The sequence below is a fragment of the Actinoplanes rectilineatus genome, assembly GCF_000962825.1.
Classification (GTDB): Bacteria; Actinomycetota; Actinomycetes; order Mycobacteriales; family Micromonosporaceae; genus Actinoplanes; species Actinoplanes rectilineatus.
Genome location: NZ_JZKF01000041.1, coordinates 1 through 19,178, shown reverse-complemented (window position 1 = coordinate 19,178; position 19,178 = coordinate 1). Strand labels below are relative to the sequence as shown.

Annotated in this window: 21 protein-coding genes; 8 read left to right on the top strand and 13 right to left on the bottom strand. The window is 71.3% G+C overall.

Annotated features, from left to right (window positions below):
* Positions 1-5 precede the first annotated feature (5 nt).
* Positions 6-404 (top strand): DnaJ family domain-containing protein, encoded by a 399-nt coding sequence (locus tag WH85_RS27160; protein WP_045744858.1) that lies wholly within the window; start codon positions 6-8, stop codon positions 402-404.
* Between the two features lie 106 nt (positions 405-510).
* Here WH85_RS27160 and WH85_RS27155 read toward each other — a convergent pair whose 3' ends face one another.
* Genes WH85_RS27155 through WH85_RS27125 form a run of 7 tightly spaced genes read right to left on the bottom strand, consistent with a single transcriptional unit; the run spans position 511 to position 6,696 of the window.
* On the bottom strand, positions 511-972 hold the full coding sequence (locus WH85_RS27155; protein ID WP_245674115.1) for a hypothetical protein: 462 nt from the start codon (positions 970-972) through the stop codon (positions 511-513).
* Between the two features lie 8 nt (positions 973-980).
* On the bottom strand, positions 981-2,183 hold the full coding sequence (locus tag WH85_RS27150; protein WP_045744857.1) for an ABC transporter substrate-binding protein: 1,203 nt from the start codon (positions 2,181-2,183) through the stop codon (positions 981-983).
* Positions 2,184-2,192: 9 nt separating this feature from the next.
* Positions 2,193-2,915 (bottom strand): GntR family transcriptional regulator, encoded by a 723-nt coding sequence (locus WH85_RS27145; RefSeq protein WP_045744856.1) that lies wholly within the window; start codon positions 2,913-2,915, stop codon positions 2,193-2,195.
* Positions 2,916-2,945: 30 nt separating this feature from the next.
* Positions 2,946-3,749, bottom strand: a complete 804-nt coding sequence (locus tag WH85_RS27140) for an ABC transporter ATP-binding protein (RefSeq protein ID WP_045744855.1) — start codon at positions 3,747-3,749, stop codon at positions 2,946-2,948.
* On the bottom strand, positions 3,749-4,765 hold the full coding sequence (locus WH85_RS27135) for a FecCD family ABC transporter permease (RefSeq protein ID WP_045744854.1): 1,017 nt from the start codon (positions 4,763-4,765) through the stop codon (positions 3,749-3,751). Before WH85_RS27135 ends, WH85_RS27140 begins: the two co-directional genes overlap by 1 nt.
* Positions 4,762-5,751, bottom strand: coding sequence for a FecCD family ABC transporter permease (locus tag WH85_RS27130; protein WP_045744853.1), 990 nt, complete (start codon positions 5,749-5,751; stop codon positions 4,762-4,764). The genes WH85_RS27135 and WH85_RS27130 overlap by 4 nt, the downstream gene beginning before the upstream one ends.
* A complete protein-coding gene (locus WH85_RS27125) occupies positions 5,752-6,696 on the bottom strand; it encodes an ABC transporter substrate-binding protein (protein ID WP_052720832.1) in 945 nt (314 codons plus the stop codon). It abuts the gene before it with no gap.
* Positions 6,697-6,942: 246 nt separating this feature from the next.
* On the opposite strand from WH85_RS27125, the gene WH85_RS27120 reads away from it, so the two are divergent.
* Together WH85_RS27120 and WH85_RS27115 are read left to right on the top strand one after the other, a co-directional pair.
* Positions 6,943-8,403, top strand: a complete 1,461-nt coding sequence (locus WH85_RS27120) for an SMI1/KNR4 family protein (protein WP_045744851.1) — start codon at positions 6,943-6,945, stop codon at positions 8,401-8,403.
* A gap of 501 nt (positions 8,404-8,904) precedes the next feature.
* On the top strand, positions 8,905-9,480 hold the full coding sequence (locus tag WH85_RS27115) for an RICIN domain-containing protein (protein ID WP_045744850.1): 576 nt from the start codon (positions 8,905-8,907) through the stop codon (positions 9,478-9,480).
* Between the two features lie 258 nt (positions 9,481-9,738).
* Here the strand turns inward: WH85_RS27115 and aztD are convergent, their stop codons facing one another.
* The 4 genes from aztD to aztB form a co-directional block, all read right to left on the bottom strand.
* Positions 9,739-10,896 carry a zinc metallochaperone AztD gene (aztD, locus tag WH85_RS27110; protein ID WP_157411231.1) on the bottom strand — a complete coding sequence of 386 codons (1,158 nt, stop codon included), beginning with the start codon at positions 10,894-10,896 and terminating at the stop codon, positions 9,739-9,741.
* A gap of 80 nt (positions 10,897-10,976) precedes the next feature.
* Positions 10,977-11,885, bottom strand: a complete 909-nt coding sequence (aztC, locus tag WH85_RS27105) for a zinc ABC transporter substrate-binding protein AztC (RefSeq protein ID WP_052720831.1) — start codon at positions 11,883-11,885, stop codon at positions 10,977-10,979.
* Positions 11,882-13,060 carry a WD40 repeat domain-containing protein gene (locus WH85_RS27100; RefSeq protein WP_045744848.1) on the bottom strand — a complete coding sequence of 393 codons (1,179 nt, stop codon included), beginning with the start codon at positions 13,058-13,060 and terminating at the stop codon, positions 11,882-11,884. The genes aztC and WH85_RS27100 overlap by 4 nt, the downstream gene beginning before the upstream one ends.
* Positions 13,057-13,917, bottom strand: a complete 861-nt coding sequence (aztB, locus tag WH85_RS27095; RefSeq protein ID WP_045744847.1) for a zinc ABC transporter permease AztB — start codon at positions 13,915-13,917, stop codon at positions 13,057-13,059. Before aztB ends, WH85_RS27100 begins: the two co-directional genes overlap by 4 nt.
* 50 nt (positions 13,918-13,967) lie before the next feature.
* Here aztB and aztA point away from each other — a divergent pair, with 50 nt between their 5' ends.
* Positions 13,968-14,636, top strand: a complete 669-nt coding sequence (aztA, locus tag WH85_RS27090) for a zinc ABC transporter ATP-binding protein AztA (protein WP_245674114.1) — start codon at positions 13,968-13,970, stop codon at positions 14,634-14,636.
* A gap of 18 nt (positions 14,637-14,654) precedes the next feature.
* Positions 14,655-16,118: a GGDEF domain-containing protein gene (locus WH85_RS27085; protein WP_052720830.1), complete on the top strand. Its 1,464-nt coding sequence runs from the start codon at positions 14,655-14,657 to the stop codon at positions 16,116-16,118.
* 3 nt (positions 16,119-16,121) lie between these two features.
* Here WH85_RS27085 and WH85_RS27080 read toward each other — a convergent pair whose 3' ends face one another.
* Positions 16,122-16,769: a GntR family transcriptional regulator gene (locus WH85_RS27080; RefSeq protein ID WP_045744846.1), complete on the bottom strand. Its 648-nt coding sequence runs from the start codon at positions 16,767-16,769 to the stop codon at positions 16,122-16,124.
* Positions 16,770-16,851: 82 nt separating this feature from the next.
* On the opposite strand from WH85_RS27080, the gene WH85_RS27075 reads away from it, so the two are divergent.
* Complete coding sequence (locus tag WH85_RS27075) at positions 16,852-17,391, top strand: YbhB/YbcL family Raf kinase inhibitor-like protein (RefSeq protein ID WP_045744845.1); 540 nt, start codon at positions 16,852-16,854, stop codon at positions 17,389-17,391.
* A 68-nt stretch (positions 17,392-17,459) separates the two neighbouring features.
* Here the strand turns inward: WH85_RS27075 and WH85_RS27070 are convergent, their stop codons facing one another.
* Complete coding sequence (locus WH85_RS27070; protein ID WP_157411230.1) at positions 17,460-17,642, bottom strand: hypothetical protein; 183 nt, start codon at positions 17,640-17,642, stop codon at positions 17,460-17,462.
* A gap of 229 nt (positions 17,643-17,871) precedes the next feature.
* On the opposite strand from WH85_RS27070, the gene WH85_RS49055 reads away from it, so the two are divergent.
* Together WH85_RS49055 and WH85_RS27065 are read left to right on the top strand one after the other, a co-directional pair.
* Positions 17,872-18,120, top strand: coding sequence for a hypothetical protein (locus WH85_RS49055; protein WP_211275457.1), 249 nt, complete (start codon positions 17,872-17,874; stop codon positions 18,118-18,120).
* A 14-nt stretch (positions 18,121-18,134) separates the two neighbouring features.
* Complete coding sequence (locus WH85_RS27065; protein ID WP_045744843.1) at positions 18,135-19,013, top strand: helix-turn-helix domain-containing protein; 879 nt, start codon at positions 18,135-18,137, stop codon at positions 19,011-19,013.
* Positions 19,014-19,178 lie beyond the last annotated feature (165 nt).

Below are 19,178 nucleotides of genomic sequence, written 5' to 3'. Positions count from 1 at the left end.
GAGACATGGCGTACTGGTACGAATCGTCGATCGACCGGCAACTGCGGGAGGCCACCGAGCGCGGCGAGTTCGACAACCTGCCGGGGCTGGGGAAGCCCCTGTCGGACCACGGCCGGGAGTACGACGACGACTGGTGGGTGAAGGAGTGGCTGGAGCGGGAGGGCGCCACCGCCGGGGTGATCCCGCCGACCCTGGCGCTGCGGCGTGAGGTGGAGGACCTGGCGGAGCGGGTCGACCGGTTGCGGACCGAGTCCGAGGTACGGGGCTACGTCGCCGAGGTGAACGAGCGGCTGCGCAAGGCCCGGCTCGGCATGATGGACGGTCCGCCCACGGTGCTGCCGCCGCGGGACGTCGACGCGGAGGTCGCCGGGTGGCGGGAGCGGCGGGGGCAGGACAAGCCCTAGGCTGCTGCGGCCGGGATGAGCAGCCAGCGCGCGAAGCAGTTCGACTCGTCGAGTTGTGTGAACCAGCGGACCTTCAGGCGGTAGGCAGTCACACCGTCGGTGCTGATCAGCAGTCCCGGGTCGACGCCTCGTGACGGCGGGCTGTGTTCGGCGGGCACCGGGCCGGGGCTGGCCGGCTCGAACATGCCGTCGCCGTCGACGGCCGCGGTGAACACGGCCAGTTCGCCGCTGTCGGCTCCGACCACCGGCCGTCGAGGTCCGCATCGTCGGGATGGGCCAGCGCCGCGGCCAGCACCTTCCGGTAGTCCGGACCCGCGGCCTGCACGAACGCCAGCACACCGGATCCGTCCCGGAAGATCTCGACCCAGCTGTCGTCCCGGACCACGCCGTCCCCGCCGACGAGAGCCGCGGTGCGCGGACCGACGGTGAGGCCGACCTCCGACGGTGTCAGGTCCAGGGTCCGGTCGAACTCGTCGTCGCTGTCCCCGCGCCAGTCGGCGCGCCCGGCGCTGTCGACGGCGAGGAACTGTTCACCGTTGCTCCAGAACCGCCCGATATGAATCCACACACGGATCATCAAAGGCCGGGCCGGGCGCCGGCCGCCAACTCCCCGGCGAAGACGTCCTGCAGCGCGCGCAGATGCTCGGCGACCGTCAGGCGGCCCTCGACCAGCGGGCGGACCTGGTCCACGATCAGCGCCTCGGTCTTCGGCGGGAAGAAGGACCAGGTGGCGTACCCGTGACGCCCCGACACGACGGCCTCGGTGACACCGTCCGCGGGCTGGGCGAAGATTCGTGGCGCGATCCCGGTCAGGCTGCCGGGGGCGGCGAGCGGAATGTTCCAGTCGCCGGGGATCGCCGCGCTGAACCGGCTGCGGACGGCCGGCGTGAACAGCGCGTCGAGCACCGCGGCGGCCTCCTGCGGCACCCGCGAGGCGGCGTTGATCCCGAGCAGGCTGGCGGTGCCGAACACGTACACCGGCGAGGTGATCCCGGGGCGCAGGGCGGGAAAAGGCACCACGTCGAGCCCAGCCGGGTTCTCCGGCAGCATGCCCGTCATCGCGGGCGCCATCGCGGCCGTGCCGTCCAGCACCCGGCCGACGCCCCGTTCGATGGTGTCGGTGAAGTAGTGGTCGCCGAACCAGCCCCGCTCGAACCATCCGCACAGCGCGGCGACGGCGTCCGCGAAGACCGCCGACGTCCACGGCAGCTCCCCGCGCAGGGCGGCCCGGACGGCATCCGGCCCGGCGTGGTGGTTGACCGCCAGGGTCCACAGCAGTTCGCACGATGCGGGGAAGTCGCCGCAGCCACCCCCGAAGGGGAGCAGTCCCGCGGCGAGCGCCCGCGCGGCGGCCGTCTCCAGGTCGGCGGCGGTGACCGGCGGCCGGCAGCTGAGGCCGTCGAGGGTGGCCGGGTCGAACAGCAGGGCCATCGTCTCGGTGCTGCGCGGCACCCCGTAGAGCCCGCCGTCCACGGCCGCCATCCGCAGGGCCGGGGTGAGCAGGCGCTTGTTCCACCCGTACAAACGGGAATGCGGGGTGAGGTCGAGCAAATGTCCCTGCCGGACCACCGACAGGAAGTCCCCGGCGCGCGGCACCATCACGATGTCGGGCCCGGTGCCGTCCCGCAGCGCCGCGACGGTCTGCTCGCGGGCGTTGGCCGTGAGCACGCGCAGGTCGATCCGGATCCGGTCCTGGCCGGCGTTGAACGGCGCGACGAACAGGTCCTGGAATTCCTGTGGACTGGGCCCCCGGCCGAGCCACCACGAGACAGCGATCACCGCGCGAGCCTAGCCGGATCCGGATCGGTGGCGCAGCCAGGCGCGGGCGGCGTCGTCGGCCTCGTCCGCGCCGGGGAGCAGCGGCAGGAAGCTCAGCGGGGTGCCGTCGTCGAGGCCTGCCAGGACGGCGTCGCGGTCACCGGCTTCGACGTGGGCGAACAGCCGGGCGTGCCGGGCGGCGCGGGCGGTGAGGGACTCGGCGTGGGCCCGCGCTCCGCGGTTGAGCGCCATGCACAGCCGCAGTTGCAGTTGCAGGGCGCGGTACGCGTCGGCCAGCCGGCGATGCCCGGGCAGTTCGACCAGGGCCAGGTGGAAGCGCAGGCTGTCGTCGATCGCCAGGTCCTCGGCGCCGGCCTCGGCGTTGGCGGTCATCGTCGCGGTGGCCGCGCGCAGGCCGGTCAGGCGCCAGGGGTCGTGGACCGGCACGCCCAGTTCGACGGCGGTGCGTTCCAGGCTGTGCCGCAAGGTCATGATCTCGTACGCGTCCTGCACGGTCAGCCGGACCACCGAGGCGCCGAGCCGCGGCTCCAGCCGGACCAGGCCCTCACCGGCCAGGGCGCGCAGCGCCTCCCGCAGGGGCGGGCGGCTGACGCCGAGAGCCGCACCGAGGCTGGTCTCGACGAGGCGTTCGCCGGGTGCGAGCCCGCCGTTGAGGATCATGGCCCGGATCTCGGTGGTGGCCCGCTGGGCGAGGCTGGGGGTGTCGCTGATCCGGGGGAGTCCCTGCGTCAACGGTCGGCCGTCCTTGTCATGAGGGCGAGTCTATTGAGGCGCCCGGCGGCGCGGCAGCACCACCGGCCGTCCGTTCTCCGGGTCGTTCACCACCGCAGCCTCCAGGTCGAAGACCCGGGCCAGGACGGGCGGGGTGATCACCTCGGCGGGGGTGCCGGTGGCCACGATCCGGCCGTCGCGGACGGCGATGAGCCGGTCGGCGTAGCGGGCTGCCATGTTCAGGTCGTGCAGGACGGCCAGCACCGTGGCACGGCCGCTACGGACCAGGCCGGCGAGTAGCTCGAGGATCTCCAGCTGGTGGACCACGTCCAGGTACGTGGTGGGTTCGTCGAGCAGCAGCAACGGGGTCCGCTGGGCGAGGGCCATCGCGATCCAGGCGCGTTGCCGCTGCCCGCCGGAGAGTCGGTCGACCGGGCGGTGGGCCAGATCGGTCAGGCCGGTCACCCGCAGGGCCTCGTCGACGGCCTGTTCGTCATGGTCGGTCCATTGCTCGTACCAGCGGCGGTGCGGGTCTCGGCCGCGGGACACCAGGTCGATCACGGTGAGCCCGTCGGGGGCCTGCGGCGACTGGGGGAGCAGCCCGAGCCGGCGGGCGACCTGCCGGGCCGGGAGGTCGCCGATCGGATGCCCGTCGAGCAGCACGACGCCGTGATCCGGGTCCTGCAGGCGGCCCGCGGTGCGCAGCAGGGTGGACTTGCCGCAGCCGTTGGGGCCGATGAGCACGGTGAACGTGTTCTTCTCGACGGTGGTGCTGACCCCGTCGACGGCGACGATCGGTCCGAAGGCGACCCGCAGGTCCTCGGTCCGCAGCACGGTGTTCTCCTCCACAGTCATCAGGTCCGGGCCCGGACGAGCAGCCAGATCAGGAACGGGGCGCCGATCAGTGCGGTCACCGCGCCCGTCGGCAGCTGCACCACGAACGCGGTGCGCGCGATCAGGTCACCGGCGAGCAGCAGCGTGGCGCCGGTGACCGCCGAGGTCAGCAGCCCGGCGGCGGGCGTGCCGGTGGCCATCCGGGCAAGGTGCGGCGCGACCAGGGAGACGAACGCGATCGGGCCGGCCGCCGCGGTGGTCGCCGCGGTGAGCAACACACAGATCAGGAGCAGGGCAAGACCGAGCCCTTTCACGGGTACGCCGAGAGCACGCGCCACGTCGGTGCCCAGCGACAGCGCCGCCAGCCGTGAGCTCAGCGGCACCAGGGCGACGGTGGCGACGGCGAGTACCGCGGTGACCGCGATCAGTTCGCCGGTGGAGCGCAGGTTGAGCGAACCGGTCAGCCAGATCTGCGCGCGGGCCAGGTCGTTGACGTCGGCGGCGGTCAGCAGCCATGCCACGATGCCGCTGAGCAGGGTGGACACGCCGATGCCGACGAGGATCGGGGTGCTGCCGCCGATGCCGGTGTGCCGCAGGATCCCCAGCATCGCAGCGGCCGCCACCAGGGCGCCGAGCGTCGCGGCGACCGCGATGGCACCCTGCCCGGTGGTGTCGGCCAGCACGATCACCGTGACGGCGCCGACGCCGGCGCCGCCGGTGACCCCGAGCAGGTCGGGGCTGGCCAGGTCGTTGCGGGCGGTCCGTTGGACGACCGCGCCCGCCAGTCCCAGCGCGGCGCCGACGACGACGGCGAGGAGGGTCCGCGGCACGCGCAACCCGATGATCAGACGTTCGGCCGCGGTGCCCGTGCCGCCGAGGACGTCGAGGACCCGTCGCGGGGGGATGGGGAAGTCCCCGGCGCCGATGCTCACCACCGTCAGGGCGGCGAGGACGACGGTGGCGGCCAGCAGGTACCCGATGACTCGTGGCCGGATCAGCAGACTGACCGGACCGGTACGCAGCACCCGGCGCCTCATGCCGGCCGCCGGTTCGTACGGATCACCAGGGCGATGAAGACCGGCCCGCCGATCAGGCTCAGCACCACGCCGACCGGCAGTTCGGCCGGGTGCACCAGCAGACGGCCGGTGACGTCGGCGAACAGCGTGAGGGCCGCGCCGAGGACCGCGCTGAGACCGAGCAGCGGGAGGTGGGTGCCGCCGGTGACCAGGCGGACCGCGTTCGGCACGACCAGCCCGACGAAGGCCAGCGAACCGCAGCAGGCCACCGCGCCACCGACCAGCAGGGTCACCGTGCACAGTCCGGTCAGCCGGGTCCGCAGCGGATGGCGGCCCAGTCCGCGGCTCACGTCGTCGCCCAGGCCGACGACGTCCAGGGCGCGGGCGTGCCCGGCGGCCAGGATCAGTCCGGCCAGGACGAACGGCGCGGCGACGGCGACGGTGTCGTACCCGCGGAGGGCGGCGAGCGAGCCGACCGTCCAGAACCGGTACGTGCTCAGCGCCGCCGAGTCGAGCAGCAGCAGCACCCCGGTGGCCGCGCCGAGCAGGGCCGACACGGCCGCCCCGGCCAGCACCAGGGTCGCCGGTGACGCGTCGCGCCGCCGGGACGCGGCCATCCCGACGACGGTGACCAGGACACAACCGGCGGCGGCGCCGGTGAACGCGAACGGCAGGAACCCCGCCGGGGTGGCGACTCCGAACACGGTGATGGCGAGGACCACGGCGACCGCACTGCCCGCCGAGACACCGAGCAGGCCGGGGTCGGCGAGCCGGTTGCGGGTGTGCCCCTGCATGACGACGCCGGCGACGGCGAGGGCGGCGCCGCCGAGGAGCCCGGCGACGGTACGCGGTAGCCGGTACTCCAGGACCACCGCTACGGCCTCCGCGTCCCCGCCGCCGGTCAGGGCGTCCAGGACGGTGGCGGGGGAGAGGGTACGGGAGCCGATCAGCACACTGAGCACGGCGGCTACGGCCAGTACGAGGACGCCCGGGACGAGCCGGCGCACCTAGACGCGGTCGTAGAGCTGGGCGACCAGGTCGAGGACGTGCGTCGCGGTGATCGGCCCGCCCTCGTGGGTCATCTTGTCGGTGCGGATCACCGCGTTCGCGCGCATCGCCGGCAGCTGGGCGAACAGGGCGTCCTTCTGCGCGGCGGCCCACTCGTCGTCGGTGTCGGCCATCACGAGCAGCGCGCCGGCGTCGCGGTACGCCTCGAGGGTCTGTTCCGGGCTGAACTCGGCGGCGTCGTCGCCGGCCGTGCGGTGGGCGGCGGACAGGGTGGCCCCCAGGTTCTCGAGGATCACCGTCTGCAGGCGCCCGGACTCGACCTCGGTGCCCTCCAGGTCGTAGCCGAGAGCGGCGACCGGGGTGGCGGCGATCTGCGTCGCGTACGTCCGGGCGATCTCGTCCCGGCGGGTGTCGAACGCGCTGATCAGTTCCTCGGCGCGGGTCTGGGTGCCGGTGGCGTCGGCGACCAGGCGCAGGTCCTGCTGCCAGGTCTGGCCGTCGTCGTGCGTGCCGACCGGGATGACCGGCGCGATCGCCTGCAGCTGGGCTTTGATCGGCTCGACGTCCTCCAGCCGGCCGACGATCAGGTCCGGGGTGGCCGCGGCGATCGCCTCGATGTTGATCTCGTCGGCGAGGAACAGCCGCCGGGCGCCCTGGGCCTTGGCGGCCGTGAGCGCTGCGGCGATCGGGAGTTCGAGGGCGATGCCGGTCTCCGGGCCCTCGTAGGGGTAGCCGGTCAGCGGCAGCCCGAGCGAGAGCACGATGTCCAGGTCCCGGCGTCCCTCCAGGACGACGACCGAGTCGATCGCGCCCGGCACGGTCACGTCGCCGAGGGCGGTGGCGACGGTACGCCCGGCGGTGGTCTCCGCGGTGCCGGTCTCGTTCGTGGCGGAACAGCCGGTGAGCAGGGACAGGGATGCCAGGACGGCCACACTTCTTCGCATGAAGTTAGCCTAACCTAACTATGTATACGGTATACAGTGCCCGTGTGTTGGATCACGAGATGTGGTGCCGGATCGGCGTCTCCAGCGGCTCCGGCCGCGCCGAGGACGGCATCGCCCTGGCCGTCGGGAGAGCCCCTACCGGGGGCCGATCACCGTCGAACTCGACGACCCCGCCGCCCTCACCACCAGCCTCACCGCACTGAAACGGGCACTCACCGCCCGGCCCCGGGCCGGCACAATGCCGGCGTGACCGAGATCGATGAGGCGTTGCACCGGCTGGGCAGGGCCTTCACCGCGGGCCTGCGGGAGCCCGGCTACCAGCTGTCCACCGTGCACCGGCACGGCATCCAGAGCCAGACCTTCACGACGGCGGGCGAGCCGTCCCTGCTGGGCCGCTGGCTCAACAAGGATCTGGACGACGCCACGTGGGGGCTCACCGAGGTCGCCGGCCGCGGCCTGGTGTTCGAGATGATCGGCGATCCGGACGGGACGTACACGATCCACTGGTCGCGGGACGTGCCGTCGCTGCCCGCGCGGATCGTCCTCGATGAGGACTTCCGCCTTCCCGGCCACGAGACGCCGCCCGCCCGGGAACCCGGCGTCCCCGACACGAGGGTCACCGACCCGGCGGTGCTGGCCGAGGTCGAGCGCCTGGTCGGCGCGTTCATTTCCGGACATCACCCGCAGGGGTACGCCCGGGGCCACACCGAGGAGGAGATCCTCGCCGCCGAGCGGGTCCTCGGGCTGCGCCTGCCGGAGGATCTGCGTGCCCTGTACCGGCTGATCCACGACGACTACGACGAGTCGGGGCTGCTGGACCCGTTTGTGCTCGTACCCCTCGACCAGCTTGTCACCTGGAGCCGGCAGGACCTGCCCGGTTATCAGGACGAGCTGTTCGACGACGCCGTGATCTTCGACTGTGTGCCGGCCGGGCATGTGCGCCGGACGTCGGCGAGCAGCGGCTGGGTGACGTTCGCCCGGGACTACGGGATGAACTTCGCGGCCGTCGACCTGGACCCGGGGCCGCTGGGCCGTTCCGGTCAGATCGTCATGCACGGGCGGGACGTGTGGGCGCCCGTCGAATACGTCATCGGTTCGGTCACCGACCTGCTGCGCCGGGCCCTCACCGGTGGTGACAAGGAACGCGCGTCACCGCCGGACCCCCAGGTGTGGGCGGACAGCATCGCGGACCTGCCGCCGTCGGTGCAGGGGGCGAAGCTGCGCACGGACGCCCCGGTCGACGTCGCCGATCTGGAACCTTTCACCAACCTTCGATCTTTGGGGGTACGCGAAAAAGTCCCCTCCTTCACCATGGCGTCCCCGACCGCCCTCCCGCTCGAGCACCTGCACGTGGAGGCCGCCCGGTGGGACCTCACCGGACTGCCGCCGACCGTTTTCGATCTGCTCCTGGCCGGAAACGACGAGCCGGTGCCGGTGGCCGCACTGGCCGCCCTGCCGAACCTGGTCCGCCTGGACCTGTCCGGGGCGAAGGTGTCCGACATTCCGGTGCTCGCCACGTTCCCGGCGCTGCGCGTGCTGACCCTCGACGGCCGTCAGTGGGCGGAGTTGCTGGCATCCGGCTGGCAACCGGGCCGGCTGGCCGGCGCCGGGCTGGGCGGCACCGCGGGCGTGACCGACGCCGTCCGCTGGTCGCGGGCGTTCGGCCGCCCCGCTGACGCCTACACCCTGAACGGCTCACGGCCGTGACCACGGTCGCGGGTCCGGTCCTGGTGTGCAGTGCGTCGGCGATGAACAGCACCCCCGGTCAGGGTCTCGAGCAGCAGCGCGAACGACGTGATCTCGTTCGATCTCGTGTCCACGGTGACCTGGGCGATCAGCACTGGCCGCACTCGGGGCGCGCCGCCTGAGCCCCTCCGAGCAGGAACTTCGACCAGCGTCGGCGAGCCGTCCAGAAATGAGCGTTGCTCAATATCTCGAGTTGGTCCACAATCGATGGTCAACGGAGCGTCGGCCGGTGTCGGCATCCGGCTGCTCTGCAGCGACAAGAGTCGATCTCGGGGGAGAAGAATTGCGTCTCGGACCGGGAAGTGCCTCAAACCTGCGGGGCGGCTTGCCGGGCCCCGGGACGGACATCGTCCAGTGGACCTGCAGCTCCGGCTCTCACGACGACTTCTCCTGGCGAAGCCGCCAGTAAGCGGCCCCCAGGCACGGCATCGCCATGTCCGGAATCAACTTCAAGGAGTTGAATTGCGCCTCAAGCAACTGTTCACCCTCGCCTTCGTCGTGGCACTCGCCACGACGATGATGCCGTCGCCCGCCCAGGCCGATACCGACACCCCGGCCCAGGCGGCCGCTGCACCGAATTCGTGGTACCGGATCTATCCGGTCTCCTTCAATTACAACCTTTGTGCGGAAGTGCAGGGGGGCTCGACTGCGAACAGCGCCGTCGTCCAGCAGTTCACCTGCGGTTTGGGCCTTCACATGGCCTGGCAGTTCCGATACCTCGACAACGGCTACTACCGGCTGGTGAACGTCAAGAGCGGTAAATGCATGAACGTGCAGGGCGGCGGCAGCGCGAACGGGACCGCCATCATTCAGTTCACCTGCGGCGGAGCCAGCGCGTACAACGACCAGTGGCGGATGGTCTACCTGATTACGTTCTGGGGTCACGACTACTACCACATCATCAACCGGCAGACCGGGAAATGTCTCAACCTTCGAGGCGGCTCGTCGAGCCCCGGGGCGGACATCATTCAGTGGACCTGCAGCGACACGGCCCTCAACGACGACTTCACCTGGCAGATCCCGGCCGGCTGGGAGTAAGGCTCGCTCACGTCGACGCGTCACCTTCCGTGGAGCCGTCCTTGTTGCTCAGGTGAGGGTGGACTCGCGGACCAGCACCTGGGCGTCGGCCCGCCACGGCCGGCGGAGACCGCCGGGTCCTCGGTGGGAGCGACGGTCTGCACCACTGACCCCGCTGCGACATCGGTCTTCCGATTCTGATCCGAGCTGGGACAGCAGAACGCCCGGCCTCTGCCCCGTGATCGAGGCGGAGGCCGGGCTTTGAGCAGGCGGTGACGGTCAGTGGCCGGCGACGGCGCCGCTGATCTCGTTGGGCACCGCGTCCAGGGTGACCGAGTTGACCACCTTGCCGCTGGTGAGGTCGAGCTGGTGCACCTTCTTGGTGGCCGGCTCGGTGATGTAGGCGTCGTTGCCGCGGACGAACAGCGCCGGGCGCGGCTGCTGCCAGTCGAGGGGCTCGGTCCAGGCGGCGACGACCGGCCACGAGTGGGTGATCTTCGCGGTGGCCGGGTCGGCGACGTGCAGGTTGCCGTCGGTGCCGAGGATCAGCGCCTCGCCCTGCGGTCCGCGGTTGAGGGAGCGGAACGTGTAGCTGACGCCCTGGGGCATCGGCACCACAGTGATCTTGTCGGTGACGGTGTCGATCAGGGAGAAGTTCGTCGGCCGCTCCAGTTCCGCGTCCGGTTCGATCTTGAAGTCGCCGAGCAGGACCGGCGAGGCGTCGCTGCCGGCCTGGTTGCCGATCCGGCTGTACGCGCGCCCGCTGTCGACCTTGGTGAATGCGCCGTTCTTGAACAGCAGCACGCCGTCCTCGCAGCCGAGCGCGACGACGTCTCCCTGGGCGACGGCCTCGCCGTGGACGCCGGGGCACTGTTCGTTGCGGGCGATCTCGGTGCCGTTCTTGTCCAGTGCGAGCGCGCCGGTGCGGCTCTCCTCGGTGCCGACGGTGACGATCATCGTGCCGTCGGCGAGTTCGACGGCGACGCCGTGGTGTGCCTGCGCGGTCTTGTACTGGCGGGCCTGCGGCTTGCCGGTGGCCAGTTCCTTCGGGTCGAAGCTGTTCACCTCGCCGGTGCCGTCGGTGAACAGGATGGTCTTGCCGGCGTGCCGGACCACGTGGCCGGGTTTGGCGCCGGGCCAGGTCACGTCGGTGAGCTTGCCGGCGCCGGCGTCGAGGAGCTGGAAGCCGGCCTCGGTGGAGACGACGACGTTGCGGTCGTCGCCGGCCGGGTTGACCCGGTTGAAGCCGGCGAGCGGGACGGTGTGCGCGACCTTCAGGGTGTCCCCGTCGAGGATCTGGATGCCGCCGTCGTAGGTGACGGTGAGCGGTTCGTTGACCACGGCCGAGGCCGGTGTCGGCGCGGCGCTCGTCTCGTTTCCACAGGCGGCCAGGGCCAGCGAGGCGGCCGCGATGACGGCGATGCCACGTCGGTTCACAGTGTCTTCTCCCAATTCAAAACGAAAATCATTTTCAACTACAGCTTAAGCAGAGGCCGTCACGGCGTCGAAGCCGGGGGTCAGGCGGACAGGCCGCCGATGATCGCGTCGGCGTTGAACCGCATCATGGCCAGGTAGTTCGCCGCTTCACCGTCCACATCGCTCAGCGATTCGGAGTACAGGCCGACGACCCGGACCGTCAGGCCCGCCTCCGCGGCCAGAACCTCGGCCAGCCGGTCCGGCTGTGCGGTGTCCGCGAAGATCGCCGGAACCCGGTGCTTCTCGATCGCCCCGACCAGCGACGCCAGGTCCGAGGCGCTCGGCGACGCCAGTGTCGTCCCGCTGGGCAGGATCGTGCCGACCACCTCGAGGTGGTAGCGGTCGGCGAGATAGCCGAAGACGTGGTGGTTCGTGACGAGCACGCGGCGTTCTGCCGCCAGGCCCGCGAACCGCGCCGTCAGCTCGGTGTCCAGGTCGGTCAATTTCCTGGTGTACGCGGCCGCGCGCGCCCGGATCACGGCGGCGTCGACCCCGGTCACGTGGGTGGTGATCTGCTCGGCGAGCAGTCCGGCGGCGGTGGCCATCCGGGACGGATCGGTCCAGAAGTGCGGGTCCGGCAGTCCCGCCGCGTCGCCGTCGCGGTACTCCAGCGGCGCGACCTGCGCGCCGACCTCGACGACCGGCACCCCCTCCGCGGCCGCGGACTCGACGTGCCGCAGCACACCCTCCTCGAGGCCGAGACCGTTGTAGACGACCAGGTCGGCGGTCTGCAGGGTGTGTGCCTCGCGGGCCGAGATCGCGAACGAGTGCGGGTCGGCGTTCGGTTTCATCAGCACGGTCACCAACGCCGCGTCGCCGGTGATCTCGCGGACCACGTCGCCGAGGATGTTGGTCGTCACCACGATGTGCGGGCCGTCGTCCGTGGTGCAGGCCGTCGCGCCGCCGAGCAGGGCCGCCGTTGCCGCGACGATCGCCGCCAGCCGCCTCACCGGCCCACCTCCACGGCCAGGTCCGGCTGCTGAGCGGTGCGCAGGGTCCGCGCGGTGCGCAGCTCGTCGGCGTAGTCGATCTCGAGGATCACCCGGTCGGCCGGCACCGCGAGGTAGGCGCGGCTGACGTCGAGGGTCAGCGTCGTCGCCCTCAGCGGCGCCTGCGCGATCACCGTCCCGGTGTCCAGCTCGTAGCTGATCAGCGTGCCGTCGGTGTCGAGCGCCAGCACGGTCCGGTCGTCGGCGGGGGAGGCCGCCGCGACCAGCTCGCGGCCGTCCGCGGGCAGGTGTTTCAGGGTGACCTTGGAGGCGTTGACCGACCAGATGCCGCCGGCTCCGGCCAGCGCGGCCTCATTGCTGCGCGGCCGGTGACCGAAATCGGCCGGCGGGACCGGGCCACCCGGGGAGTCCAGCCGTTCGGCGGTCAGCGCCGTGCCGGTGTGCTTGATCCGCAGCAGGGCGTCCTCGCAGGCGATCACCACGCCGCCGCGCAGCACCGCCCACCCGGACGGCGCCGCGCACGGTGTCTCCAGCGTGCCGGTCGGCTTCCCGTCGGCGTCCATCGCCACGATCCGGCTCGCGGGCTTCGCCGGATCGTCACCCATGGCGACGAGGAGTCCTTCGGCGTACGGGACGGCAAGCGCCGTACTGCCCCGCGAGTCGATCGTCACCGGTTCGCCGACGGTGCCCTCCTCCAGCTGCCGCCGGTCGTAGACCCGGATCCGGCCGTCGGCGGTGCCGACCGTGGTGTGCGGGCCGGAGCCGGCGACCGTCCGGACGGTGGTCTCGAAGGTGACCGTGCCCAGCGTGCGGGCCTGCGACCGGTAGTAGTGGACGTGGTCGGTGTGGTCGACCGTCCACACCCCGGCGTCGACGATCTCCAGGGTCCGGTCGCCGTCACCGACGTAGACGAACCGGCCGTCCTCGGACAACTCCCGGGCGGTGACGGTCAGCGGGATCCGGTTCTCCGCCTCGCTCGCCAGGTCGAGCAGGTGCAGCTCACGGGAGTCGCGGGTGGCGTACGCCAGGGCGGTCTGCGCCTCGGCCAGCTCTTCGGCGCCGGCGACGTACCCGTGTGGTTGCTCCTCGGTCTGATTCTGCGGGGGGCCGCAGGCGGACAGGACGAGCGCCGTGCCGATGGCCGCTCCGAGGGCGGCGACACTTCTTCTGATCACAGAGAACCTTCCAGTGGGGGGACGCTTCGCGGGACCCGGCGTGCGGCCGCGAGGGCGGCGCGGACGCCGAGGATCGCGAAGAAGATCAGGACGGCGACGGCGGCGATGGTGGCGCTCGCGGCCGTCGCGGCGAACCAGGAGATCCAGAGGCCGAGCACGGTGGCGGCGGACCCGATCAGGAAGCTGGTGGCCATCACCGCGGGCAGTCGCCGCGCGACCAGCATCGCCGCCGCCGAGGGGGCGATCAGCATGCCGAAGGCCAGCAGGGTGCCGACGACGCTGAACGCGACGGCCATCGTGACGGTGAGCAGGATCATCATCACGACGTTCGCCAGTCCCGGGCGCAGCCCCAGCGTGCGGGCCTTGCGCGGGTCGAACGTCAGCGCCAGGAACGGCCGGTGGAAGACCGCCGAGACGACCGCCACCACCGTGCCGGCCCCGGCGAGCAGCAGCAGGTCGGGGGTGCGGATCGCGAGGACGTCGCCGAAGAGGAACGCGGTCAGGTCGGTGGCGAACGACCGGGAGTGCGACACCACGATCACGCCGATCGAGAGCATGCCGACGAACAGCAGGCCGATGCTGGTGTCGCGGCCGAACTCGCGGCTGTGCCGCAGCGCGTTGACCCCGGCCGCCATCGCGAACGCGCTGAGCCCGGCGCCGAGGGCGAGGTTGCCGCCGAGCAGCGACGCGACCGCGACGCCCGGCAGCATGCCGTGGCTCATCGCCTCACCGAGGAAGGTCATGCCGCGGGCGATCACCCACACCCCGGTGAGTGCGCAGACGGCGGCCAGCAGCACGCCGCCGAGCAGGGCGCGCAGGACGAAGGAGACGGTGAAGGGCTCGGTCAGGGTCGACATCACCGGGCGAATATACTGCAATGAAAATCGTTGTCATTAAGGGGGAAGTGGTGCTGACCGCCACACACCTGGACTTCCGGTACGCCGGCGTCCCCGTCCTGCGCGACGTCACCCTGCGCGCCGAACGCGCGACCATGCTCGCCGTCACCGGCCCCAACGGCTGCGGCAAGAGCACCCTGCTGCACCTGCTCGCCGGCATCGAGAAACCCGCCGCCGGCACGGTCCACCGCGACCCCGGCATCCGCGTCGCCCTGCTCCCGCAGCGCACCGGCGACATCGACGCCCTCCCGCTGACCGTCGCCGAATGCGTCCGCATCGGCCGCTTCACCCCGTCCGGGCTGCTGCGCCGCCTCACCCGCCACGACCGTGCCACGGTCACCGGCCTGATGGAGGACCTCGGGATCGCCCACCTGGCCCGGCGCCGCCTGCGCGAACTCTCCGGCGGCCAGCGCCAGCGCACCCTGATCGCCCAGGCCTTCGCCCAGGACGCCGACGTCCTCGTCCTGGACGAACCGACCGCCGCCCTCGACACCGGCAGCCGCCGTCGCGTCCAGGACCTGCTCACCACACGGGTCCGCGACGGCGCCGCCGTGATCGTCGCCACCCACGACGACGAGGAGGCCGCCCTCGCCGGCCGGACCCTGCGCCTGCCCGCGCCGATCGACCTGCACCCGGGGGCCATACCTGGTGGAATGGGACGGGAAGAACACCGACGGTGACACCGGCGAGGAGCATGTATGGGCCGACAGGAGCGGCCGCTCTGGAAGTGGTACCTGGTCGTGATGGCGGTCGCGGTGATGGCCTACTTCGCCACCCCCGATTCGTGGGTGCAGACCATCTCCTACAACGCGATCGCGCTGTCCGGCATCATCGCCATGCTGATCGGGCTACGCCGCGACGGCGTGACGGCCGCCGGGCTGTGGCGGGCCTTCGCCGGCTGCCAGATGCTCGCGGTCTGCGGTGACGTCGCCTATGCCTGGTACGCACGCCACCTGCACGACTTCTCCTATCCCGCGCCCGCCGACGCCTTCTACCTGGTGGCCGGGCTGCTCGAAGCGGTCGTCCTGACCCTGGTGCTACTGCGCCGTCTGCCGACCCGCGACCCGGCCGGGGTCATCGAGGCGGTGATCCTCGCCGGGGCGTTCGCCCTGGTCGCCTGGGTGTACCTGATGAAGCCGGTCACCGAGGCCGCGGACCTGACCGCGGTGGGGAGACTGGTCGCCATCTCGTACCCGGTCATCGATCTGCTGCTGTTGGCGCTCGTGGCCCGGATGCTGGTCGGCGGCGGCGCCCGCAACGGCGCGTTCCGTCCGCTCGCCGCCGGGATGGTCAGCTATCTCGCGGCCGACTACGCCTGGGCGTTCACCGACCATTTCCAGTTCGACGCGGGCACCTTCACCAGCCACCTGATGGACGCGGGCTACCTACTCGCCTTCGGCCTGTACGGGGTGGCCGGACTGCACCCCGGCATCGCCGACCTGGCCAAGCCGATCCTGATCAGCGACCGGCACTTCTCCCGCTGGCGGCTGGCGCTGCTGGCCGGGGCCACCCTGATCGCGCCGCTGCTGCTCGCCTGGCAGGCGTGGCAGGGCCACCACCGGGTCACCGACGCGGGGGCCATCGCGTTCGGCTGCATCGTGATGTTCCTGCTGGTGGTGGCGCGGATGGCGGTGCTGGTCCGGCAGGTGGAACGGCAGGCGGACGTCCTGGAACGCCAGACCGAGGAACTCACCGAACTCGCGCAGCGGGACGCGCTGACCGGCCTGGCGAACCGGCGGGCCTGGGAACAGGCGCTGCCGAAAGCCCTGGAACGGGCCCGCCGCGACGGGAGACCCCTGGTCCTAGCGGTCATGGACCTCGACCATTTCAAGCGGTACAACGACCGGTTCGGCCATCAGGCCGGTGACCGCCTGCTGAAGGAGGCCGCCGCGGCGTGGACGAGCGGGATCCGCGGCGACGACCTGCTCGCCCGCTACGGCGGGGAGGAATTCGCCCTGCTGGTCCCGGACAGCAGCGGCCCGCAGATGGCGGCGCTCCTGGACCGGTTGCGCCCGCTGACACCGTTCGGTCAGACCTTCTCCGCGGGCATCGCGGTCTGGGACGGTGAGGAATCGGCGACCGACCTGTTCGGGCGCGCGGACGCCGCTCTGTACGTGGCGAAGGACGAGGGCCGCAACCGGGCGGCGTTCGCCCCGGCCTGAGGATCAGCTCCCGGCCAGTCCCGCGGTGGTCAGAGTCAGGTGCTCGGTCAGCAGGCGGGCCGCCAGATCGGCGTCGTGGGCCAGCGTGGCCTCCTCGATGCGGCGGTGCTCCCCGGCCGCGTCCCGGTCCGGGTTGCGCCGACCGGACCACCGCCGGGCCAGCTCGCTGGCCAGCCACAACCGGTCGAAGGTGTCCAGCAGGACGGCGTTGCCGCTGCCCTCGAGCAGCGTGCGGTGGAACAGCCGGTGCACCTCCGACCAGGCCTCCGGGTCGTCGAACGACGTCCGCGCCAGCCGGTGGTGCGCGGCGCGGACCCGGCCCTCCCACTCCAGGTCACCGCGGGCGATCGCCAGCCGCAGCATCGCCGGCTCGACGATGCGACGGGCCTCACCGATCTGCTGCCAGCGCTCGTCGGACTGACTGGGAACCGCGAAACCCCGGTTGGTCAGCCGGTCGGCCAGGCCGTCACCGACCAGGCGGACGAGCGCCTCGCGGGCGATCGGCAGGCTGACGCCGTGCCGGGTGGCCAGTTCCTGCGGTTTGAGGGCCGCACCCGGCGCGAACTCGCCCCGCAGGATCGCCTCGCGCAGCGCGGTGTACATCCGCCCGGAGAGCATCTGCTTGCCGTCGGGCTGTGGCGACTGACTCATACAGCGATCATAGACCATCACGAGGAAAATATATTTTCCGTGCTACGGTCGATCCCGTCGAACCCCTTCCGGAAGGAACCCCATGACCGGCAACAACCCGTTCGCCCGCCTCCCCGAGGCGGCGGACTTCACCGTCACCAGCACCACCGTCGCCGACGGCGACGCCTGGCCGGCCGCACAGATGTCCGGCCTGTTCGGCGTCCCCGGCGGCCAGGACATCTCCCCGCAGCTGACGTGGAGCGGCGCCCCCGAGGGCACCAAGAGCTACGCCGTCACCGTCTACGACCCGGACGCCCCGACCGGCTCCGGCTTCTGGCACTGGGCCGTGGCGAACATCCCCGCCACCGTGACCACCCTGCCCGAGGGCGCCGGCGACGACACCGGCACCGGCCTGCCCGCCGGCGCGTTCCAGCTGCCCAACGACGCCCGCTCGGCCCGCTTCCTGGGCGCGGCCCCGCCGGCCGGCCACGGCGCGCACCGCTACTTCATCACGGTGCACGCCCTCGACGTCGACAGCGTCGAGGTGGCGGCGGAGGCGACGCCGGCGGTGCTGGGCTTCACGATGTTCCCGCACGTCATCGGCCGCGCCACCATCGTCGTCACCGCCGACATCCCGGCCTGACATCGATCTCGCCCGTCCCGTTTCCAGCGGGACGGGCGGTGGGTGATCTGCTTCCGGCGATGGCCGCATCAGCCGGCGAGGGCGGCGGCGATGAGGAAGACCAGCGAGGCCCCGATCGCCAGGCCGACGAGCGCGAGCGCCGCTGCTGCGCGGACGATCTCGCCGATCGGGGCGAGGCCGTTCTTGAGCGAGACCAGGGCGAGCGCCATGCAGAGGCCCGCGACGACGAGGTACAGCCCGGATGCGTTCATGTCCACTCCTGGTGAGGCGCGTTGCGCTTTCTCTAAGAATGTGCGCACGGATGTGCTGAATATCAATGAATATTCGTCTTTTGAAATACCGATATGAATTCGATCTGCTAGGTGGCAATCCGGCGTAGTGCAACTAGATAGCTGGCCAGTAGGGTACGGGGAGGCGCCCTGGGGGCTGAATTTCCTTGAATACAGGCTGGCGGCTGGGAATACTGACTAGGTTTTGGCCATGCTGATGAATAGGGATTTTGGCGAAATGACTGACTCTTCCGTTCCGCGGCCCGTCCAGGCAGAGATGATCTCCGGCGCGTGCTCGACAGGCAGCTGCCCCACGGTCTATCGGACCGCACATGGATCGTTGGTGGTGCAGGGGGGTGTGGTTCCGGGTGGCGTCGCCGGGGTGGAACTGCCGGAAGGGGAGACGTTCGTTGAGATTCCGCTGGAGTTGTTGCTGGACGCGGCCCATCGGATGTCGTGATCGGTGGCCGGGCGATGGCTGAGCCGGTCGGCCCGTCCGCTGAGGACGACCCGCGAGCGGTCGGGTCCGCGCTGCGGGCGGCTCGGCGGCGTGCCGGGCTGACCGGTGCCGAGCTCGCCCGGCGAGCGGGGATCAGCCAGCCGACCGTTTCCCGGCTGGAGACAGGTGTCTCGCTCGCGGATCCGGCCGAGGTTCACCGGCTTGCCGGGGCCATGGAGCTCTCGGATGCCGAGACCGAGGCCCTGGTCGCTCTGGCGCGGCGTGCCCAGCAGCGGATGAACGATGTCCGCACCGAGCCGCGCGGCCTGCCGCAACTTCAGGAGTCGATCCACCGGATCGAACAGAACAGTGCCGTGGTCAGGGTTTTCAACCCGTCCCTCGTGCCGGGACTTCTGCAGACCAGCAGCTACGCCCAAGTGGTGATCACGAATCTGGGCTCACTGACCGCCGCTGACCCCACATCGCCGGAGACCCACGGCAACCTGCTGTCCGCGGTGTCCCGGCGGATGGCGCGGCAGGAGGTGCTCGGTGACGCCGGCAAGAAGTTCTTCTTCGTCATCACCGAATCGGTGCTGGGTGCCGGGGTGGGCACGCCGGAAGACATGATCGTCCAGATTCGGCACCTGCGGCGGATGCACGCCCTGCCCCATGTCAGCCTCCGGATCCTGCCGGCTCGGGCCTTCGTCAAGGACTTCGCCCTGCACTCGTTCGAAATGGTGGACGACCAGGTTGTCATCATCGACCTCTTCAACACGTCGATGACCACGCAGGGGCGGGCCAACATCCGGCTCTACCGGGATCTGTTCGAGCGCTTGCACACGGCTGCCACGGGTGACGTGGACGCGTTGCTGGACGAGTACGCGGCGTACTACCGCGGGCAGATCGGCGACTGACGGTGAGGCACCCGGTCAACGGGGTTCCGCTACCGGGATGCGGGCCAGTGCTCCGGCCTTCAGGCTGGGGGTGAAGGCCCGCGCTGGGAGGGCCGCCAGGCCCGGGCAGTGCCTTAACCGGGACGGTTCTGCTGCTCGGTGTACTGCTTCACGACGCTCAGCGGT

What these genes read in the sequence shown, in the direction of transcription:
- WH85_RS27160 (WP_045744858.1), top strand. Translation starts at nt 6, where the DNA reads ATGGCGTACTGGTACGAATCGTCGATCGACCGGCAACTGCGGGAGGCC.
- WH85_RS27140 (WP_045744855.1), bottom strand. Translation starts at nt 3,749, where the DNA reads ATGACTGTGGAGGAGAACACCGTGCTGCGGACCGAGGACCTGCGGGTC.
- WH85_RS27135 (WP_045744854.1), bottom strand. Translation starts at nt 4,765, where the DNA reads ATGAGGCGCCGGGTGCTGCGTACCGGTCCGGTCAGTCTGCTGATCCGG.
- WH85_RS27125 (WP_052720832.1), bottom strand. Translation starts at nt 6,696, where the DNA reads ATGCGAAGAAGTGTGGCCGTCCTGGCATCCCTGTCCCTGCTCACCGGC.
- aztB (WP_045744847.1), bottom strand. Translation starts at nt 13,917, where the DNA reads ATGTCGACCCTGACCGAGCCCTTCACCGTCTCCTTCGTCCTGCGCGCC.
- WH85_RS27085 (WP_052720830.1), top strand. Translation starts at nt 14,655, where the DNA reads ATGGGCCGACAGGAGCGGCCGCTCTGGAAGTGGTACCTGGTCGTGATG.
- WH85_RS27080 (WP_045744846.1), bottom strand. Translation starts at nt 16,769, where the DNA reads ATGAGTCAGTCGCCACAGCCCGACGGCAAGCAGATGCTCTCCGGGCGG.
- WH85_RS27075 (WP_045744845.1), top strand. Translation starts at nt 16,852, where the DNA reads ATGACCGGCAACAACCCGTTCGCCCGCCTCCCCGAGGCGGCGGACTTC.
- WH85_RS27070 (WP_157411230.1), bottom strand. Translation starts at nt 17,642, where the DNA reads ATGAACGCATCCGGGCTGTACCTCGTCGTCGCGGGCCTCTGCATGGCG.
- WH85_RS49055 (WP_211275457.1), top strand. Translation starts at nt 17,872, where the DNA reads ATGCTGATGAATAGGGATTTTGGCGAAATGACTGACTCTTCCGTTCCG.
- WH85_RS27065 (WP_045744843.1), top strand. Translation starts at nt 18,135, where the DNA reads ATGGCTGAGCCGGTCGGCCCGTCCGCTGAGGACGACCCGCGAGCGGTC.